Source organism: Neptunicoccus sediminis (assembly GCF_001719615.1).
GTDB classification, from domain to species: Bacteria; Pseudomonadota; Alphaproteobacteria; order Rhodobacterales; family Rhodobacteraceae; genus Amylibacter; species Amylibacter sediminis.
The window spans coordinates 152,001-168,551 of record NZ_MDVX01000008.1 but is presented as its reverse complement, the minus strand read 5'-3'; the positions used below and the strand labels follow the sequence as shown (position 1 = coordinate 168,551).

Sequence of the window (16,551 nt, the reverse complement as noted above, 5' to 3'; positions counted from 1 at the left end):
TACGGTTTGTTGGTTGTGTCTGATCTACCTTTTGGGCGGAAGATTGCCAAGAAAAAGTGTTTATTGAGGCGATTTTTGCAGATAAACCAACGGGTGAGGTAGCACGACAACAAACAGGCGATGTATCTGATGGCAAAAATTGCCTATATTCTTCTATGCCATAAAGACCCCGAAGCGATTATCCGGCAGGCCGAAGGGCTGACCTCTGCGGGGGATTGTATTGCGATCCATTTCGACGCCAGCGCCAGTGCTGCGGATTTCAAGGAAATCACCGATGCGCTGGGCGACAATCCGAATGTGACCTTTGCCAAACGGGTGAAATGCGGCTGGGGGGAATGGTCCCTTGTGCAAGGCTCGCTGAATGCAATGATCGCAGCAGACGCCGCTTTTCCCGATGCCACCCATTTTTACATGGTGTCGGGGGATTGTATGGCGATCAAACCCGCCAGTTATGCCCACAGGTTTCTTGACGAACACGATGTGGATTTTATCGAGTGTAACGACTTCTTTGAAAGTGACTGGATCAAGACCGGTATGAAAGAAGACCGGCTGCACTATCGCCACTTTTTCAACGAACGCAAAAGCAAGGCGCTGTTTTACAATTCCTATCGTCTGCAAAAGACTTTGGGGCTGAAGCGCGATGTGCCCAAAGGGATCGAGATCAAGATCGGGTCGCAATGGTGGTGCCTGCGCCGCCGCACGGTAGAGGCTGTCTTGCGCTTCGTGAACGAACGGGCGGATGTTGTGCGTTTTTTCAAAACCACGTGGATTCCCGATGAAACCTTTTTTCAGACTGCCGTGCTGCATCTGGTTCCGAAACAAGAAGTGGTCAACCGCACGCTGACCTTCCTGATGTTCTCGGATTACGGCATGCCGGTGACGTTCTTTAACGACCAGTATGATTTCCTGCTGTCGCAGGATTCGCTGTTTGCGCGCAAGATCTCTCCGGATGCGCTGGACCTGAAGGAAAAGCTCGGCCAGCTTTATGCGGGTGGGGATGTAGAACTGAACATCACGGATGAAGGGCGCACGCTTTACAAGTTTCTGACCACGAGGGGGCGGGAAGGGCGCCGCTTTGCCACCCGTTTCTGGGAGCGGGAAAGCACCATCGGACGGGAGCGGGAACTGCTGGTGCTGGTTTGTAAGAAGTGGCACGTGGCCAAACGGCTGCTGGAATCAGCCGAGCAAGTGGCCGGTGTGCGCGGTTTTGCCTATTTGTTCGACGAGCAGGACACCGCCCTGCCGGATCTTGGCGGTATTGAAAAGACACTGGACAAACGCGCCCGCCACCGCCGCGCCGTGATGCGGCTGTTGTTCGAGCAAGCCGCGACCAACAGGCTGATGATCTGTGCCGATCCGGCCAATATTGCCTTGCTCGACGATTTCTATTCCGACCGCTGCACCACACGGGTGCTGGAAATCGCCTGTAGCTTTGACGATGAATACCTGCGCGGTCACGCCATTCGCACCGGTCTTGCCGCCCACAGCAGTTCCGAAGACACTCTAAAGCGGATTATCCCCACCATTCGCATGGACTTTTCCTATGAAAGCAATGCGATACGGGACCGGAACTATCCCCACTTTTACAGTATTTCGGACCGGAACGAACCGGAAGACAACATCATGCAAATATCCACTTTCATGGATATCACCGAAGACAAAGCGCGCGAAATCGCGCATACCCCGTATTTGTTTGCAGACTAAGGACACCAGACATGGCCTATACCTACGACGATCAGAACATCTTTGCCAAAATCCTGCGCGGTGAAATTCCCAACACGACGGTGCTCGAAACAGATCACGCGCTGGCGTTTCGCGATATTGAACCCCAAGCCCCCGAGCATGTGCTGGTGATTCCCAAAGGCCCCTATGTGACCTATGACCATTTCGCCAATACCGCTTCGGATGCGGAAATCCTCGATTTCACGCGGGCCGTTGGCAAGGTTTGCAACATGCTGGGTGTTTCCCCTGCGGACGGGGAAGGCTATCGGATGATCGCTAATGCCGGGGAAAACGGCGTACAGGACGTGCCCCATCTGCATGTGCATATTCTGGGCGGGCGGAACATGGGACGAATGGTGGCAAAACCGGCGTCCTGAACCGGCGCTGCCGTGACGGTGAGCGCCAGAATACCCTTTTCCTTCGGGCCGTTTGACAGTATTTGAAGGGGAACACCAACTTGCAGGAACCAGTGATATGACTATCGAAGCACCGGAAGTGAAAGAAGTAGACAGCTACCGTGTGGCCTGTGATGGCGGCATCGGCGGCCACCCGCGGGTGTGGTTGCAAATCCCGCTGGATACCGGCTGGGTCGAATGCCCTTATTGCGACTGTAAATACGTGATCAAAGACGGCGCCGACGCCGGACATTAATGCGGTTTGCGATGGCTGCCCGACAAAGGGGTGGCTTCGGGCGGGTGACTGGCGTCAGCCGCCTTTTTCCGTTTTAGGCATATCGGGCAGCGGCACCCAAGTGTCTCCGCATTCAAATCCCGATTTGGCATTGCCGGGAAATTTGACCTGTAGATACCCCTCAAGGTCGGCCCCCGCCCATGACATCATCCGCCGCCCTTTATCCGAGACCGCCACGCCCGAGACCACGTTAAAGTCGTTGCTGCGGGTGAAATACTTGAACCGCGCGCTTTCTGGCCCGCAGGTCAAAGTGCTGGTGCCACTGGTTTTGCCCTTTTCGTTGGCCCATGTGCCAAAGCAGGTTTCGCCCTCGCTGGTGCGGCCCGACAATGTGCCGGATGTCTGGCCGATAGAGGTGCCGTGGAAAAATTCCCCCTCATTGTCGATGCACCCGACGAAGCGCACGCAGCTTTGCGGCGACTCCGGATCGAATACACAGGTTTTCGACTGGGATTGTGCAAAGGCGGAAGGTGCGCAAAGCAGCAAAATGGCTATCGCCTTGGAGGGGAGGTTCATCTAATCTGGTCGCTGACTGTTTGGTTCATAAAAAGGTAGGGTCGTGGGTAGCATCGGTAAAGGGCATCATCTTCATTTAATTGACGGTTCGGGGTTTATTTTCCGGGCCTATCACGCGCTTCCCCCCCTTACACGCAAGTCGGACGGACTTCCGGTCGGTGCGGTCAGCGGTTTTTGCAATATGTTGTTCAAGTTTGTCGAGGACAATAAAGGCCATGATGCGCCCACGCATTGTGCTGTGATCTTTGATGCCAAGGGTAAAACCTTTCGCAGTGACATCTATCCGGCCTACAAAGCCAACCGCCCGCCAGCGCCCGAGGATCTGGTGCCCCAGTTCCCCCTGACCCGAGAGGCGACGCGGGCCTTTAATCTTGCCTGTATCGAAGAGGACGGGTTTGAGGCCGATGATATTATCGCGACCTTGGCGGTGCAGGCACGGGATGCGGGTGCGCGGGTCACAATCATCAGTTCGGATAAGGATTTGATGCAGCTTGTGGGGGGCGGCGTTGAAATGCTCGACGCGATGAAAAACAAGCGGATCGGTGTGGAGCAGGTTGAAGAAAAATTCGGCGTTGGGCCGGACCGTGTGGTGGACGTGCAGTCGCTGGCAGGGGATTCGGTGGATAATATCCCGGGGGCACCCGGTATCGGGATCAAGACAGCGGCGTTGCTGATCAATGAATATGGCGATCTCGATAGCCTGCTGGAACGGGCCGAGGAGATCAAACAGCCCAAACGCCGCCAGACCCTGATTGACTACGCCGATCAGATCCGCATCAGCCGCGAACTAGTGACCTTGCGGCAGGACATGACCGTGCCGTTCGATTTTGCCGAAATGGAAGTGCGCGAACCTGATCCGGAAACCTGTCTGGGTTTTCTGACACAGATGGAGTTTCGCACGCTGTCCGCACGGATTGCAGGAAAACTGGGCGTCGAGCCCCCTGTTATTGCCGAACCCGAGGTTCTGGGATCAGCGCCGGTACCTGCAGCGGCGGCCGTCGGCTTTGATGCGGATAAATACGAATGCGTTCGAGACATGGCCGCCCTGCAAGTCTGGATCGACCGGATCAGGGACAAGGGTGTTGTGGCGGTGGATACGGAAACCACCGGACTGGATGAAATGGTGGTGGAACTGGTGGGTATCAGTCTGGCGGTTGAGGCGGGTGAGGCCTGTTATATCCCGCTGGCCCATAAGGACGGGGAAGGCGACCTGTTCGGCGGTGCTGCATTGGCAGAAGGGCAGATGGATGCCGCCGAGGCGCTGGCCGCGCTAAAGCCGGTACTGGAAGACCCTGCGATCCTGAAGATCGGTCAGAATATGAAATACGATCTGAAAATCCTGCGCCGTCAGGGGATCGAAATCGCCCCGATTGATGACACGATGCTGCTGTCCTATGCGCTGCACGGCGGGTTACACAATCACGGGATGGATGCGCTGTCCGAACGGTATCTGGATCACAAGCCGATCAGCATCAAAACCCTTCTGGGCACCGGAAAATCCGCAAAGACTTTTGATCTGGTACCCGTTGACGAAGCGGTAAAATATGCCGCCGAGGACGCCGATATTACCCTGCGCCTGTGGCAGATGTTCAAACCGCAACTGCATAGTTCCAAGGTGACAACGGTGTATGAAACGCTGGAACGGCCACTGGTGCCTGTGCTGGCAGGAATGGAGATGCACGGTATCAAAGTGGACCGCGATGTCCTAAGCCGGATGTCCAACAATTTTGCCCAGAAGATGGCTGCGCTTGAGGATGAGATCCACCAGCTTGCAGGGCGGTCGTTTAATGTTGGCTCTCCCAAACAGCTTGGTGAAATCCTGTTCGACGAAATGGCGCTGGAGGGTGGCAAGAAGGGCAAAACCGGCGCCTATGCCACAGGCGTCGATGTGCTGGAAGATCTGGCCGCCGAAGGCCACGATCTGCCCGCGCGGGTGCTGGACTGGCGGCAGATGTCCAAGCTGAAATCCACCTATACAGATGCGCTGCAAAATCACATCAACGGGGAAACGGGGCGGGTGCACACCAGCTATTCCATCGCGGGGGCAAGCACGGGACGGTTGGCCAGTACCGATCCGAACCTGCAAAACATCCCGATCCGCAGCGAAGAGGGTCGCAAAATCCGCGAGGCTTTTGTGGCGGAGGAAGGCAATCTTCTGGTGGCGCTGGACTATTCCCAGATCGAGCTACGGATTCTGGCCCATATCGCGAAAATCCCGCAATTGCAGGACGCCTTTGCAGAAGGTATCGACATTCACGCGCTGACTGCATCGGAAATGTTCGGCGTGCCGCTGGAAGAAATGACGCCGGATGTGCGCCGTCAGGCCAAGGCCATCAACTTTGGTGTGATCTACGGCATCTCGGGCTTTGGTCTGGCGCGGAATCTGCGGATCCCGCGCAAGGACGCACAGGGCTTTATCGACCGCTATTTTGAGCGGTTCCCCGGCATCCGGACCTATATGGACGAAACGGTGGCATTCGCCAAAGAGCACGGCTATGTGCAGACCCTGTTCGGGCGCAAAATCCACACGCCGGAAATCAACGCCCGCGGGCCGCGGGCCGGATTTTCCAAACGGGCAGCGATTAACGCGCCGATACAGGGGACTGCGGCAGATGTGATCCGGCGCGCGATGATCCGCATGCCCGAAGCGATCAAGGACCTGCCGGCGCGGATGCTGTTGCAGGTTCACGACGAACTGCTGTTTGAAGTGCCTAGGGACGCAGCCGCGGAAACCATTGCCGCTGTGCGCTCCGTGATGGAAAACGCCGCGATGCCCGCCGTGCAAATTGACGTGCCGCTGATCGTAGAGGCAGGGCAGGGCGCGAACTGGGCAGAGGCGCATTAACCGGCTTTGACCCAGCCGCCCAGCATGTTGCGCGTGGTTCGGGGGGGAGCCGGATTTTTTGACAGGCCCGCGCTGGTATCGGCGTGGGCCTAATCGTGAACAATTCCCTAATTCAGAAGCTTCATATATGAAGCTTCATATAACACGCTTCATAAATGAAGCTTCTTGTATCACGCGTCTTGTATGACGCTTCATATTTGCAGGGTCATCGTTTTTCACCAACAATAGCAGTATGTTAGTTTGTTCTGGTTCGCCTGATTTGCGCCACCGCGCCCTTTGCACCCGAACAAATTCGCACCCTAACGCTGCGCGAGATCCAGCCCCAGTGCACGCAAATTGCGATATGTGGTTTCGGCAATAACCGCGTCCAACCGCGCATGATCCATCCGCGCGCCCGATTGTGCCAGATCCGCCGCACCGTGGGTTGCCGACCAGATATACCGGTTGTCCGCCACGTCAGGGCGGCGGGGCAACAGCCCGTGATGGTACAGATCGTTGCAAATCGCCATGCCAACATCAAACGGCGTGTAGCGGGTCGACTCGGGGTCTTTCACCATCTCATCCCGACAGATCATTCCGATCCGGCCAAACATCATATGCCATAACGCGTTGTTATCGTGGGCAAAGGTGATATAGGCGCGAGTCACTTCAAAACAGCGGTCAATGGCCTGCTGCGGGGTTTCCGCCACCGCGCCTTCAGGGCGCACTGCAAGAAACCGCTCACGCAGATCGAAGAAACCGATCTTCACAATCGCCCCCAGTAGCGTGTCTTTATCCGCGAAATGACGATAGACCGCGCCGGAACTTACCCCCAGATCGCGGGCCGCTTGTCGCAGGGACATCACCTCAATATGACCCTGACGCGCGGCCTCTAGCGCGTAGTCGATTAACGCATCGTGAAGATCGCCGCGTTTGAGTTTCCGTTTATCCGGCATAGTTTTGTGTAAGCACTGCCCGTGAAACGGTCAATCACAGCGTGGCGGCACAGGGGGCACAGGGATTGTGCGCCAGAGCTTTTGCGCTGGACAAGACCGCGGCTTTGCTTTGCACTGACGGCACATTGAAAGGAAACAGAGAATGGCGCATGTGGGACTGGTTGGGATCGGAGTCATGGGGCGGGAATTCGCGCTCAATCTGGCGGAGCAGGGCCATACGGTCAGTCTGCTGGACCGGAACATCGAAAAATCCCGCGAGGTTGTCACCGCAGGCAGTGCGCTCGACGGAGAGCTGATCGCCTGTGCCGATGCAGAAACCTTCGTCGCAGGGATGGCCGCGCCCCGGTCCGTTCTGGTGCTGGTGCCCTCGGGTGCACCGCTGGATGCTGTGATCGAAAGCCTGACACCATTGCTGGACCCGGGGGATTTAATCGCGGATCTGGGCAATTCCCATTTTAAGGAAACCGAACGTCGGGTCCGCGCCTGTGAAGCTGCGGGGTTGCAGTTTCTCGGCATGGGCATTTCCGGTGGCGCAGAGGGCGCGCGAAACGGGCCGTCGATCATGGCAGGCGGATCAAAGGACAGTTGGGCGCAGGTAAAAGACCCCTTGCAGGACGCTGCGGCCAAGTTTGAAGGCACACCTTGCTGTGACTGGTTCGGACCGGGCGGGGCCGGACATTTCATCAAAATGTTGCACAACGGCATCGAATACGCCGACATGCAAATGATCGCAGAGGCTTACGGCATCATGCGCGACGGTTGGGGAATGGATGCCGCTGCCATCGGGGATGTTTTTGCTGGCTGGATGGACGGACCGCTTAATTCCTATCTGGTTGAAGTCGCCGCCGAAGTCACCCATGCCAGTGACCCTGTAACCCAAAAGCCGATGCTGGATATGATACTGGATCGGGCGGGACAGAAAGGAACGGGCCGGTGGTCGGTGATTGAAGCTCTGCATCTCGGGGCGCCTGCCAGCATGATGCAGGCCGCCGTCGAAGCGCGGAATATCTCGGCCGATCTGGACGGGCGGCGTGACGGGGCAATGCTGTTCGGCGCGGCGCCAACGGGCGGTCTGGAAGAACGGGAAGAGGGTTTGAAACAGCTGGAAAGCGCGATGATCGCGGCAAAAATCTGCGCCTACACCCAAGGATTCGAGGTGCTGCGCCGCGCCTCTGATGCGTTTGATTGGTCCCTTGACCTTGCCGCGATTGCGCGGGTCTGGCGGGCGGGGTGTATCATTCGCTCCGTGCTGCTGGACGATATTTCGGATGCCTTTGACGAAGACGCCACCCGAAAGCTGAGCCATGCGCCTAAATTCTCGGCGCTTCTGGACGAAAACGCAGGAAGCCTGAAAACCGTGGTGATGCAGTCGGTGGGTGCCGCACTGGAAACACCGGCGCTTTACGCTGCGCTGAGCTATCACAACGCCAGCCGGACACAGCATTCCACCGCAAATATGATTCAGGCACTGCGGGATAGGTTCGGCGCCCACAGGTTTGAACGGGTGGATGCCCACGGAGAGCAGGTGAACGGGCCGTGGCATGACCCTGAGCGCTATGCTTGATGCGGTGTCGGGATGCCTGCGGCGCGGATATTTTCAGAAAATGGAGCGGTTAGGGTCCGGTTTCAGAATTGGTTTTGCACAGATCAGACGAGCTCATCCGAGGGGATGATCGGAAAGAACCGACCGTTGGAGCGCACGCCGAACCAGCTTTTATCCCCAACCTCTTCGTGGGTGCCAAGGTCGACAAGGCGGTAGAACGACTTGCGGTCGATCAGGGCTTCGAGATTGGCGCGGACAAGGATGTAGGGGCTGGGCTCTCCGGTTTCGGGGTCCCGTTTCACGCGGATCGGATTGTCCGGTCCGGCTGCGACGATGTCATCGACTTGCGTGGTAAAGGTCAGGGTTTGGTCCGGCCCGCTGTTGGTCACATCAAAGTCAATCGCCACAAATGGCGCGTCTTCCACGGTGATTCCGACTTTCTCTACCGGTGTGACGAGGAAATAATCCTCGCCGTCCTTGCGGATGATGGAGGAAAACAGTTTTACCAGCGGTTTCCGGCCGATAGGGGTGCCAAGGTAGAACCACGTACCATCCCGCGCGATCCGCATGTCAAGATCGCCGCAAAAGGGCGGATTCCACAGGTGGACGGGGGCCGGACCCTTTTTGGCAGCTTTTGACGCAGATTGCGCAATGCTATCCGCACTGGGCCGGTCGGTTTTTTCAGGCTCTTTCGGATTTGTCATTTGTCCTTGCCACGTTAATTGGTCTTTAATGGGTTTGAAGGCTTCTGTTGCCTAGAAAGGTATGTGACATGTCCGCGAATGCAAGTGAATTAGAGAGTTTGGCCCGCGAGGTCGAAACCGCAGCAGTATTGCTGGCGCAATCCAAAGCGGGGATCGCCAAAAAGATTATCGGGCAGGAAACTGTTGTGGAACAAACGCTTGTGGCGCTTCTTTGCGGCGGTCATGCGCTGCTGGTCGGGGCCCCCGGACTGGCGAAAACGCGGCTTGTTGATACGCTTGGCACCGTGTTTGGTTTGCACACCAGCCGCGTTCAGTTCACGCCGGACCTGATGCCTGCGGATATTCTCGGCTCGGAAGTGCTGGAAAGCAGTGAAGACGGGGCGCGGTCCTTCCGGTTTCTCAAAGGTCCGGTCTTTAGCCAGCTTTTAATGGCGGATGAGATCAACCGCGCCAGCCCCAGAACCCAATCCGCGTTGTTGCAGGCCATGCAGGAACGTCAGGTGACAATCGCGGGGCGGGAATACGATCTGCCAGCCCCTTTCCATGTGCTGGCGACCCAGAACCCCATTGAACAGGAAGGCACCTATCCGCTGCCTGAGGCGCAATTGGACCGTTTTCTTTTGCAAATTGACGTGGATTTCCCAAGCCGCGAGACAGAGCGCGACATCCTGTTGGCCACCACTGGTGCCACCGAGGAAGAAGCCGCGCAGGTCTTTACCCCCGAAACCTTGATGGCGGCGCAAGCGGCTGTGCGGCGGATGCCTGTGGGCGATGCCGTGGTGGAGGCGATCCTTGATCTGGTCCGCGCAGCGCGTCCCGAAGATGAAACCGCACCGGATTTCGTGCGCGAGGCTGTCAGTTGGGGGCCGGGACCACGGGCTGCGCAGGCGCTTATGCTGGCGACACGGGCGCGGGCGCTGGTTCAGGGGCGGTTGGCCCCTTCGGTGGATGATGTTGTGGCCTTGGCCTATCCGGTTCTGATCCACCGCATGGCGCTTGGGTTTGCGGCGCGGGCGCGGGGTGAGAAACTCTCGGGACTGATCCATCGCCTGACAGAGCGTTGCATCAACACAGAGGCGGCTGCCTGACGTGACCCCAGCCGAGCAAAGCACACCGGAACAGTTGCGCCATGATGCCGAGGAAACCGCCGCGGGGTTTCCGGCGTTAATGGCGGCGGCGGACCAATTGGCCGCAACCATCAGCCTTGGGGCGCACGGGCGCAGGCGCTCCGGTCCGGGGGACGAGTTTTGGCAGTACCGGATGGCAGGGGCAGGTGACTCCTTGCGCGATATTGACTGGCGCCGCTCGGCCCGCGCGGATGCAGATTTCGTGCGCCAGATGGAATGGCAGAACCTGCAAGCGGTGCATCTGTGGGTGGATCGCTCTGCGGCGATGGCGTATCGCGGACAGAACAGCCTGCCCACCAAGGGGGAGCGGGCGCGGATACTCGGCCTTGCCAGCGCGATCCTGCTGGCCAAAGGCGGCGAAAGTGTCGGTCTGATGGAGGACCCGGGGCCGCCGAAACACGGGCGCGGGCAGATCACCAAGATGGCCATGCGCCTTGCCGTGGCTGGCGGGCAAACCGAATATGGCGTGCCGCCCGGCAAGGACATGGGGCGGGGCAACCGCGCCTTGTTGATCAGTGATTTCCTCGGGGATTGGGAGCATGTGATTGCAGCTTTGTCCCGTGCGGCGGACCAGCGGGTGCAGGGCTGCCTTGTACAGATACTCGACCCGAGCGAGGAAAGTTTTCCCTTTGACGGGCGCACCATCTTCCAAAGTATGGGAGAGAGCATCAACTTTGAAACCCGCCGTGCCCGTGCGCTGCGGGACGACTATCTAGCGCGGTTGGCAGAGCGTAAGGACAAACTGGCGACCCTCGCGCATCGCACCGGATGGATGTATATGTGCCATCACACCGACCAGCCGGCGCAAACGGCGTTGATGTGGATTTATAACGCTATTGCAGGGCCGTCCCGATGATCGGGCTCGGGTCTTTGGGTTTCCTTGCGCCTTGGCTTTTGCTGGGGCTTCTGGCTTTGCCGGTGTTGTGGTGGCTGTTGCGGGCCGTGCCGCCCGCACCGCTGCGGCGGCGGTTTCCGGCTGTCACCCTGTTGTTGGGGTTGGAGGATCGCGAAACCACGCCGGATCGCACGCCGTGGTGGTTGCTGTTGCTGCGCATGGCGGCGGTTGCGGCGGCTATTCTGGCCTTTGCCCAGCCGGTGCTGAATCCATCAGACCGGATCGCAGGGCGCGCCCCGCTGCTGATTGCGCTGGATGGCAGTTGGGCCAGCGCCCAAAGCTGGACCGAACGGCAGGACAAACTGGACGAGATTTTGCAATTCGCCACGCAGGACGGTCGTTCCGTGGCTGTCATCAACCTGAGCGAGCGTCCAAGGGGTGAAAATCCGCTGTCCTTTGACAGTGCCGACAGTTGGCGGGGGCGGATCAAGGGGGAACAGCCCCGCGCATGGGAGCCTGACTATGCGGTCTGGCAGGATGTGATCGCCGCCGCCGACCCGTTTGAGACGCTCTGGCTGTCGGACGGTCTGGCACGGGAGGGCCGCGCAGAGCTGTTTGCGGTTTTGTCAGAAAAGGGCGCGGTTTCTGTTGCGCAGTCGGAACGGGATGTTCTGGCCCTGCGCGGGATTGAAATTGAGGGCGGCGCACTAAGCACAACGGCTCTGCGACTGGGGGCAGGGAGTGCGCCGGCCCGCGCCGTCAAAGTGGTGGCAGAAGGGCCTGATCCGGCGGGGATCACCCGCAGTCTGGCACAGGGCGAAGCGGCGTTTGACGCTGGCGGAATGGAAACTGTGGCCTCTGTTACGCTGCCCTCAGAGCTGCGCAACCGCGTGCGGCGGGTGTCGCTGGAAGGCGTGCGCTCTGCCGGTGCGGTGGTCCTGACGGATGACAGTCTCCAGCGGCGCAAGGTGGCGCTGATTGGCGGCGGATCGGAGCAGGAGGGCGCAGTGCTGGTGTCGCCGTTGCACTTTCTGCGCAAGGCGCTGGTGCCCACCGCAGAGGTGATAGAGGCAGGGCTGGCGGATAGTTTGCAGGCCACACCGGATGTTCTGATCCTTGCGGATGTGGCCGAACTGGGGGCGGCGGAAACGCAAGATGTGCTCGACTGGGTAGAGGCCGGTGGCCTGCTGGTGCGCTTTGCCGGTCCCCGTCTGGCTGCCAGCGGAATCGGTCAGAGCGAGGAACACCCCCTGTTGCCGGTCCGCCTGCGGGCAGGCGGGCGCACGGTGGGCGGCGCGATGAGTTGGGGTGCCCCCAAAGCGCTGGAAGATTTTGCCAAAGACAGTCCGTTCTTCGGGCTGGCGATACCCGATGACGTGCTGGTGGAAAGTCAGGTCATGGCGCAACCCGATCCCAATCTGGCAGAGCGGGTTCTGGCAAGCCTGCAGGACGGAACGCCGCTGGTCACGGCCAAGGATCAGGGCGAGGGGCAGGTGGTGTTATTCCACGTCACCGCCAATGCCGAATGGTCGAGCCTGCCGCTGTCCGGTCTGTTTGTGCAACTGCTGGAGCGGCTGGCAATTTCGGCGCGAAGCACAGAGCTGGACAGCACGGCGCTGGAGGGAACGGTTTGGGTGCCCGAACAGGTGCTTGACGGTTTTGGCGTGCTGCGCGATGCTCCTGCGCTGGCGGGGGTGGATGGTGCACGGCTGGCCACCCGCAGCTTTAGCGCCGAAATGCCCCCCGGTGTCTACAAAAGTGCCGACCAGCGGGTGGCGCTGAATGTACTGGCTGCGGACCGCCAGCTTGCCGCGGCGCGCTGGCCCGCGGGCACGCCGTTTCTGTCCATGACCCGTACAGAGGAACGTCCCTTGCAGGCCCTGTTGCTGATGGTGGCATTGGTCCTGCTGTGCATTGATATACTGGCAACCCTTCTGGTTGGCGGGCGTTTGCGGTTTCGCGGGGCAACGACGGCTTTGATGCTGCTGCTGCTCTGGCCGCAGGGGGATGCGCTGGCCCAGAGCACGCCGCAGGATGATGCGGCGCTGTTGATGGCGGCGAATAATACGGTGCTGGCCTATGTGGAAACCGGCGATACGCGGCTCGATGACATCTCGCGGGCGGGGCTTCTTGGCCTGTCCACCGAGCTCTTCCGCCGCACCAGCGTTGAGCCGGTGGAACCTGTCGGGGTTAACCTGGAAACCGATGAACTGGCGCTCTATCCGTTTTTGTACTGGCCGGTGACAGATACAGTGCGGATGCCATCAGAGGCGGCCTTTGAAAAGGTTAACGCCTTCCTGCGGGGCGGCGGGTTGATCCTGTTCGATACACGGGATTCCAACATTGGTCGCGGTATCAGCGGTGGCACGCCAAATGGCAAAATGCTGCAAAATCTGGCGCGTAATCTGGATATTCCCGCCCTTGAACCTGTGCCCGAAGACCATGTGCTGACGCGGGCATTCTATTTGCTTCAGGATTTTCCGGGCCGCTACGCCGACGCCAATGTCTGGGTTGAGGCCGCGCCGCCGGATGCGGAACAGGTGGAGGGCATGCCGTTTCGCAACCTCAATGACGGGGTGACGCCGGTAGTGATTGGCGGCAACGATTGGGCGAGCGCTTGGGCCGTGACCGAGGCGGGCCGGTTTAGCTATCCGGTGGGGCGGGGCGTGGCCGGAGAACGCCAGCGCGAAATCGCCATCCGCTTTGGTGTCAACCTGATCATGCATGTGCTGACGGGCAATTATAAATCGGATCAGGTCCATGTGCCTGCCCTTCTGGACCGGCTGGGGCAATGAGCATGCAGATACTGGACTATGAAATTGCGTTTACGCCGCTGATCCCGCAACAGATGCTGCTGGCCCTTGCGCTGGTCGCGCTGGCCTGCACGGCGCTCGCCCTGTGGCGGCTGCTGCCGGGGTGGGCGCTGCGCGGACTGGCCCTGTGTCTGGTGCTTGGGGCGCTGGCGCAGCCGGTGATCCGGCAGGAAGAGCGCGAATACCTGAGCAATATCGTCTTTATTGTCGTCGATAAGACCGAGAGCCAGTCCGTTGACATCCGCCCCGAACAGATCGCCCGTGGCGTAGAGGCGTTGCAGGCCGAGATTGGCACACTGGACGGATTTGAGACGCGGCTGGTCGAGGTGGAAAACGATCCGGGCGTGGCGGATGACGGCTCTATGATATTGGGCGCACTGGCAAAAGCCGCCTCGGAGGTGGCGACAAACCGGATTGCCGGTGCGCTTTTGGTAACGGACGGGCAGATCCACGATGCCCCCGCGCTCGACAGTTTTCCCGCCCCTGTGCATGTGCTGCTGACAGGGCAGAAAACCGACTGGGACCGGCGGCTGGTGATCACCAATGCGCCCGCATTTGCGATTGTCGGGGAACCTGTGACCCTGCAACTGCGCATTGAAGATCAGGGCGCGGTGCCTGCCTCTGTGCAGGGCATGGCGCATCTGTCGATTTCGGTCGATGGCGGACCGGAGCAGCAGTTTAACGTCGAAACCGGACGCCAGTTTGAACTGCCCCTGACCTTGCCCCACGGTGGCGCCAATGTGTTGCAGTTTACCGTGCGCACCGAGGACGGAGAGCTGACCGACCGCAACAATGCCGCTGTCCTGTCAATTAACGGGGTGCGGGACCGGCTGCGGGTGCTGTTGGTGTCAGGTGAACCCCACGCGGGGGAACGCACATGGCGCAACCTGCTGAAATCCGACAGCGCCGTGGATCTGGTGCATTTCACCATCCTGCGCAGTCCGGACAAGCAGGACGGCGTTCCGGTACGCGAACTGTCCCTGATCGCTTTTCCTACCCGCGAATTGTTTCTGGAAAAGATCGACGAATTCGACCTGATCATTTTTGACCGCTACCGCCGCCGGGGCATCCTGCCTAACAGATACATGCAGAATGTGGCCGATTACGTGCGGCGCGGTGGTGCGGTTCTGGTGGCATCGGGTCCGGCCTTTGGCGGCACCGAAAGCATCGCACGCACCCCGTTGAACAGCATCCTGCCCGCTGCCCCCACCGCGCGGGTGATTGAAAAAGGCTTTGTGCCCCGTATTTCCGAACTTGGTGAGCGGCATCCCGTGACGGCCTCTCTGGATGAATTTGCGCCCCGTCCTGCATCCGAGGATGGAACACCGGGATGGGGGCGCTGGCTGCGCCTGATCGAAACGGTTGCGCCCGAGGGACAGACCGTCATGACCGGCGCCGAAGACAAACCGCTGCTGGTGCTTGATCGCGTCGACGAGGGGCGGATTGCCATGTTGATGTCTGATCATGCGTGGCTGTGGTCCCGTGGGTTTGAGGGCGGTGGCCCGCAACTGGAACTGTTGCGCCGGCTGGCCCATTGGACGATGAAAGAACCCGAACTGGAAGAAGAGCGGCTGTCGGGCCGCGTGGAGGGGGATTCGGTCACCGTGACGCGGCGCTCTTTATCCGAAGAACCGGCGCAGATCACTGTTACCGGACCGGATGGCAGCGGACGCGTGATGGACACGGTTGAGGTGTCGCCGGGCCGTTGGGTCGGGCAGTTCAAAGGCGAAGAGAACGGGTTGTACCGGCTGACGGACGGAGACCTTGAGGCAGTTGTCGCCATCGGTCCGACCGCACCGCGGGAGTTCGAACAGACAATGGCGGACCTGTCCCGCCTGCAACCGCTTTTGACCGCTACAGGGGGTGGGTCTTTGCGATTGGAAGATTACCCTTCGCCACGCTTGCGACAGGTGCGCGAAGGGCGGACTGCTGCTGGGCGCGGCTGGCTTGGCGTGACACCGCGCAATGCCTATATCGCCACGGATATTCGCCAGACTCCGGCTTTGCCTGCGTGGTTGCTGCTGGTTCTAGTGGCGGTGACTATGGTCGCCGCATGGCGTTGGGAAGGCCGTTAGGGGCGGTTTTCAAGTATTTTTGGAACATTGAAACGGGGGGCGTTTCAGGCCGCGAGTGCGGCGCGGGAGCGGGAGTTGAACTCGCGCCGGTAGAGCACGACCGTGGTGGTGATGGCGGCGATGATCAGGGGGATCGGACCGATAAGCCACGTCAGGGTTGCAATGGTGAAATAGACGCTGCGCAGGCCGCGATTAAAGCTGCGGGCCGCATGGTTTGAAATGTCGGCGGCCTTGCGCGCGGTGGGCATGGCCTCGGGGTCGGCGGGATCGTTTGGCACCGAGGCCATGACAATGGCACAATATCCAAACAGGCGGACCGACCAGACGAATTTCAGAAAGCCATTGCCCAGAAACCCCATGAGCATGAGGATTTTGACCTCCCAGACGATTTTCGGCACCACCAGCGCGTCCGACAGGTCCGAGGCAATGACGGTCAGTTGCTCTGCCCCGCCCAGCAGCGCCACACAACCGCCAATGGCGATCATGCAGGAACTGGCGAAAAAGGTGGACCCGTTGCGCATGATGCCAAGGATCGCACTGTCAAATATTCGCGGCTGGCGGGTCAGCATTTGTTCCATCCAGCGGATGCGGTAGCCTTCCATCAGCATATGGGTAGAGAGCTTCGCGGAGGTGCGGCGTTCGATTGTGAAGGTGCAAAAGAACCAGCATAACAGCAGGACCAACAGGGCCAGCCCGTCAAGCAGGCTGAAATGGAGCAAAAGGTCGGGTAGTCTGTCACGCATGCT

Annotated in this window: 13 protein-coding genes; 9 read left to right on the top strand and 4 right to left on the bottom strand. The window is 59.6% G+C overall.

Features of this window, described 5'->3' with window-relative positions; all coding sequences use genetic code 11:
• Positions 1 to 129: 129 nt before the first annotated feature.
• From BFV97_RS09675 to BFV97_RS09665, 3 genes are all read left to right on the top strand, one after another.
• On the top strand, positions 130 to 1,704 hold the full coding sequence (locus BFV97_RS09675; protein WP_069300288.1) for a DUF5928 domain-containing protein: 1,575 nt from the start codon (positions 130 to 132) through the stop codon (positions 1,702 to 1,704).
• Between the two features lie 11 nt (positions 1,705 to 1,715).
• Positions 1,716 to 2,099 (top strand): HIT domain-containing protein, encoded by a 384-nt coding sequence (locus BFV97_RS09670; RefSeq protein ID WP_069300153.1) that lies wholly within the window; start codon positions 1,716 to 1,718, stop codon positions 2,097 to 2,099.
• Between the two features lie 97 nt (positions 2,100 to 2,196).
• The gene (locus tag BFV97_RS09665) at positions 2,197 to 2,373 is read left to right on the top strand and encodes a zinc-finger domain-containing protein (RefSeq protein ID WP_069300152.1); all 177 of its coding nucleotides are present in this window, start codon (positions 2,197 to 2,199) and stop codon (positions 2,371 to 2,373) included.
• A 54-nt stretch (positions 2,374 to 2,427) separates the two neighbouring features.
• Here the strand turns inward: BFV97_RS09665 and BFV97_RS09660 are convergent, their stop codons facing one another.
• A complete protein-coding gene (locus BFV97_RS09660; protein ID WP_069300151.1) occupies positions 2,428 to 2,928 on the bottom strand; it encodes a hypothetical protein in 501 nt (166 codons plus the stop codon).
• Between the two features lie 43 nt (positions 2,929 to 2,971).
• Here BFV97_RS09660 and polA point away from each other — a divergent pair, with 43 nt between their 5' ends.
• Complete coding sequence (gene polA, locus BFV97_RS09655; protein WP_069300150.1) at positions 2,972 to 5,773, top strand: DNA polymerase I; 2,802 nt, start codon at positions 2,972 to 2,974, stop codon at positions 5,771 to 5,773.
• 299 nt (positions 5,774 to 6,072) lie between these two features.
• Here polA and BFV97_RS09650 read toward each other — a convergent pair whose 3' ends face one another.
• Positions 6,073 to 6,708 carry a TetR/AcrR family transcriptional regulator gene (locus BFV97_RS09650; RefSeq protein ID WP_069300149.1) on the bottom strand — a complete coding sequence of 212 codons (636 nt, stop codon included), beginning with the start codon at positions 6,706 to 6,708 and terminating at the stop codon, positions 6,073 to 6,075.
• 142 nt (positions 6,709 to 6,850) lie between these two features.
• On the opposite strand from BFV97_RS09650, the gene gndA reads away from it, so the two are divergent.
• Positions 6,851 to 8,272 carry an NADP-dependent phosphogluconate dehydrogenase gene (gndA, locus tag BFV97_RS09645; RefSeq protein WP_069300148.1) on the top strand — a complete coding sequence of 474 codons (1,422 nt, stop codon included), beginning with the start codon at positions 6,851 to 6,853 and terminating at the stop codon, positions 8,270 to 8,272.
• An 83-nt stretch (positions 8,273 to 8,355) separates the two neighbouring features.
• Here gndA and BFV97_RS09640 read toward each other — a convergent pair whose 3' ends face one another.
• Entirely contained in the window at positions 8,356 to 8,955 is a 600-nt protein-coding gene (locus BFV97_RS09640; protein WP_069300147.1) for a DUF1285 domain-containing protein, read from the bottom strand.
• Between the two features lie 68 nt (positions 8,956 to 9,023).
• Here BFV97_RS09640 and BFV97_RS09635 point away from each other — a divergent pair, with 68 nt between their 5' ends.
• From BFV97_RS09635 to BFV97_RS09620, 4 genes are read left to right on the top strand one after another with little or no spacing between them, the layout of a single operon-like run.
• The gene (locus tag BFV97_RS09635) at positions 9,024 to 10,043 is read left to right on the top strand and encodes an AAA family ATPase (protein WP_083225582.1); all 1,020 of its coding nucleotides are present in this window, start codon (positions 9,024 to 9,026) and stop codon (positions 10,041 to 10,043) included.
• Between the two features lies 1 nt (position 10,044).
• Positions 10,045 to 10,938 (top strand): DUF58 domain-containing protein, encoded by an 894-nt coding sequence (locus BFV97_RS09630; RefSeq protein WP_425412270.1) that lies wholly within the window; start codon positions 10,045 to 10,047, stop codon positions 10,936 to 10,938.
• Complete coding sequence (locus BFV97_RS09625) at positions 10,935 to 13,712, top strand: DUF4159 domain-containing protein (RefSeq protein ID WP_069300146.1); 2,778 nt, start codon at positions 10,935 to 10,937, stop codon at positions 13,710 to 13,712. The genes BFV97_RS09630 and BFV97_RS09625 overlap by 4 nt, the downstream gene beginning before the upstream one ends.
• Positions 13,709 to 15,805, top strand: a complete 2,097-nt coding sequence (locus tag BFV97_RS09620; protein ID WP_245667682.1) for a hypothetical protein — start codon at positions 13,709 to 13,711, stop codon at positions 15,803 to 15,805. Before BFV97_RS09625 ends, BFV97_RS09620 begins: the two co-directional genes overlap by 4 nt.
• A gap of 44 nt (positions 15,806 to 15,849) precedes the next feature.
• Here BFV97_RS09620 and BFV97_RS09615 read toward each other — a convergent pair whose 3' ends face one another.
• Positions 15,850 to 16,548 (bottom strand): DUF599 domain-containing protein, encoded by a 699-nt coding sequence (locus BFV97_RS09615; RefSeq protein WP_069300145.1) that lies wholly within the window; start codon positions 16,546 to 16,548, stop codon positions 15,850 to 15,852.
• Positions 16,549 to 16,551: the final 3 nt, after the last annotated feature.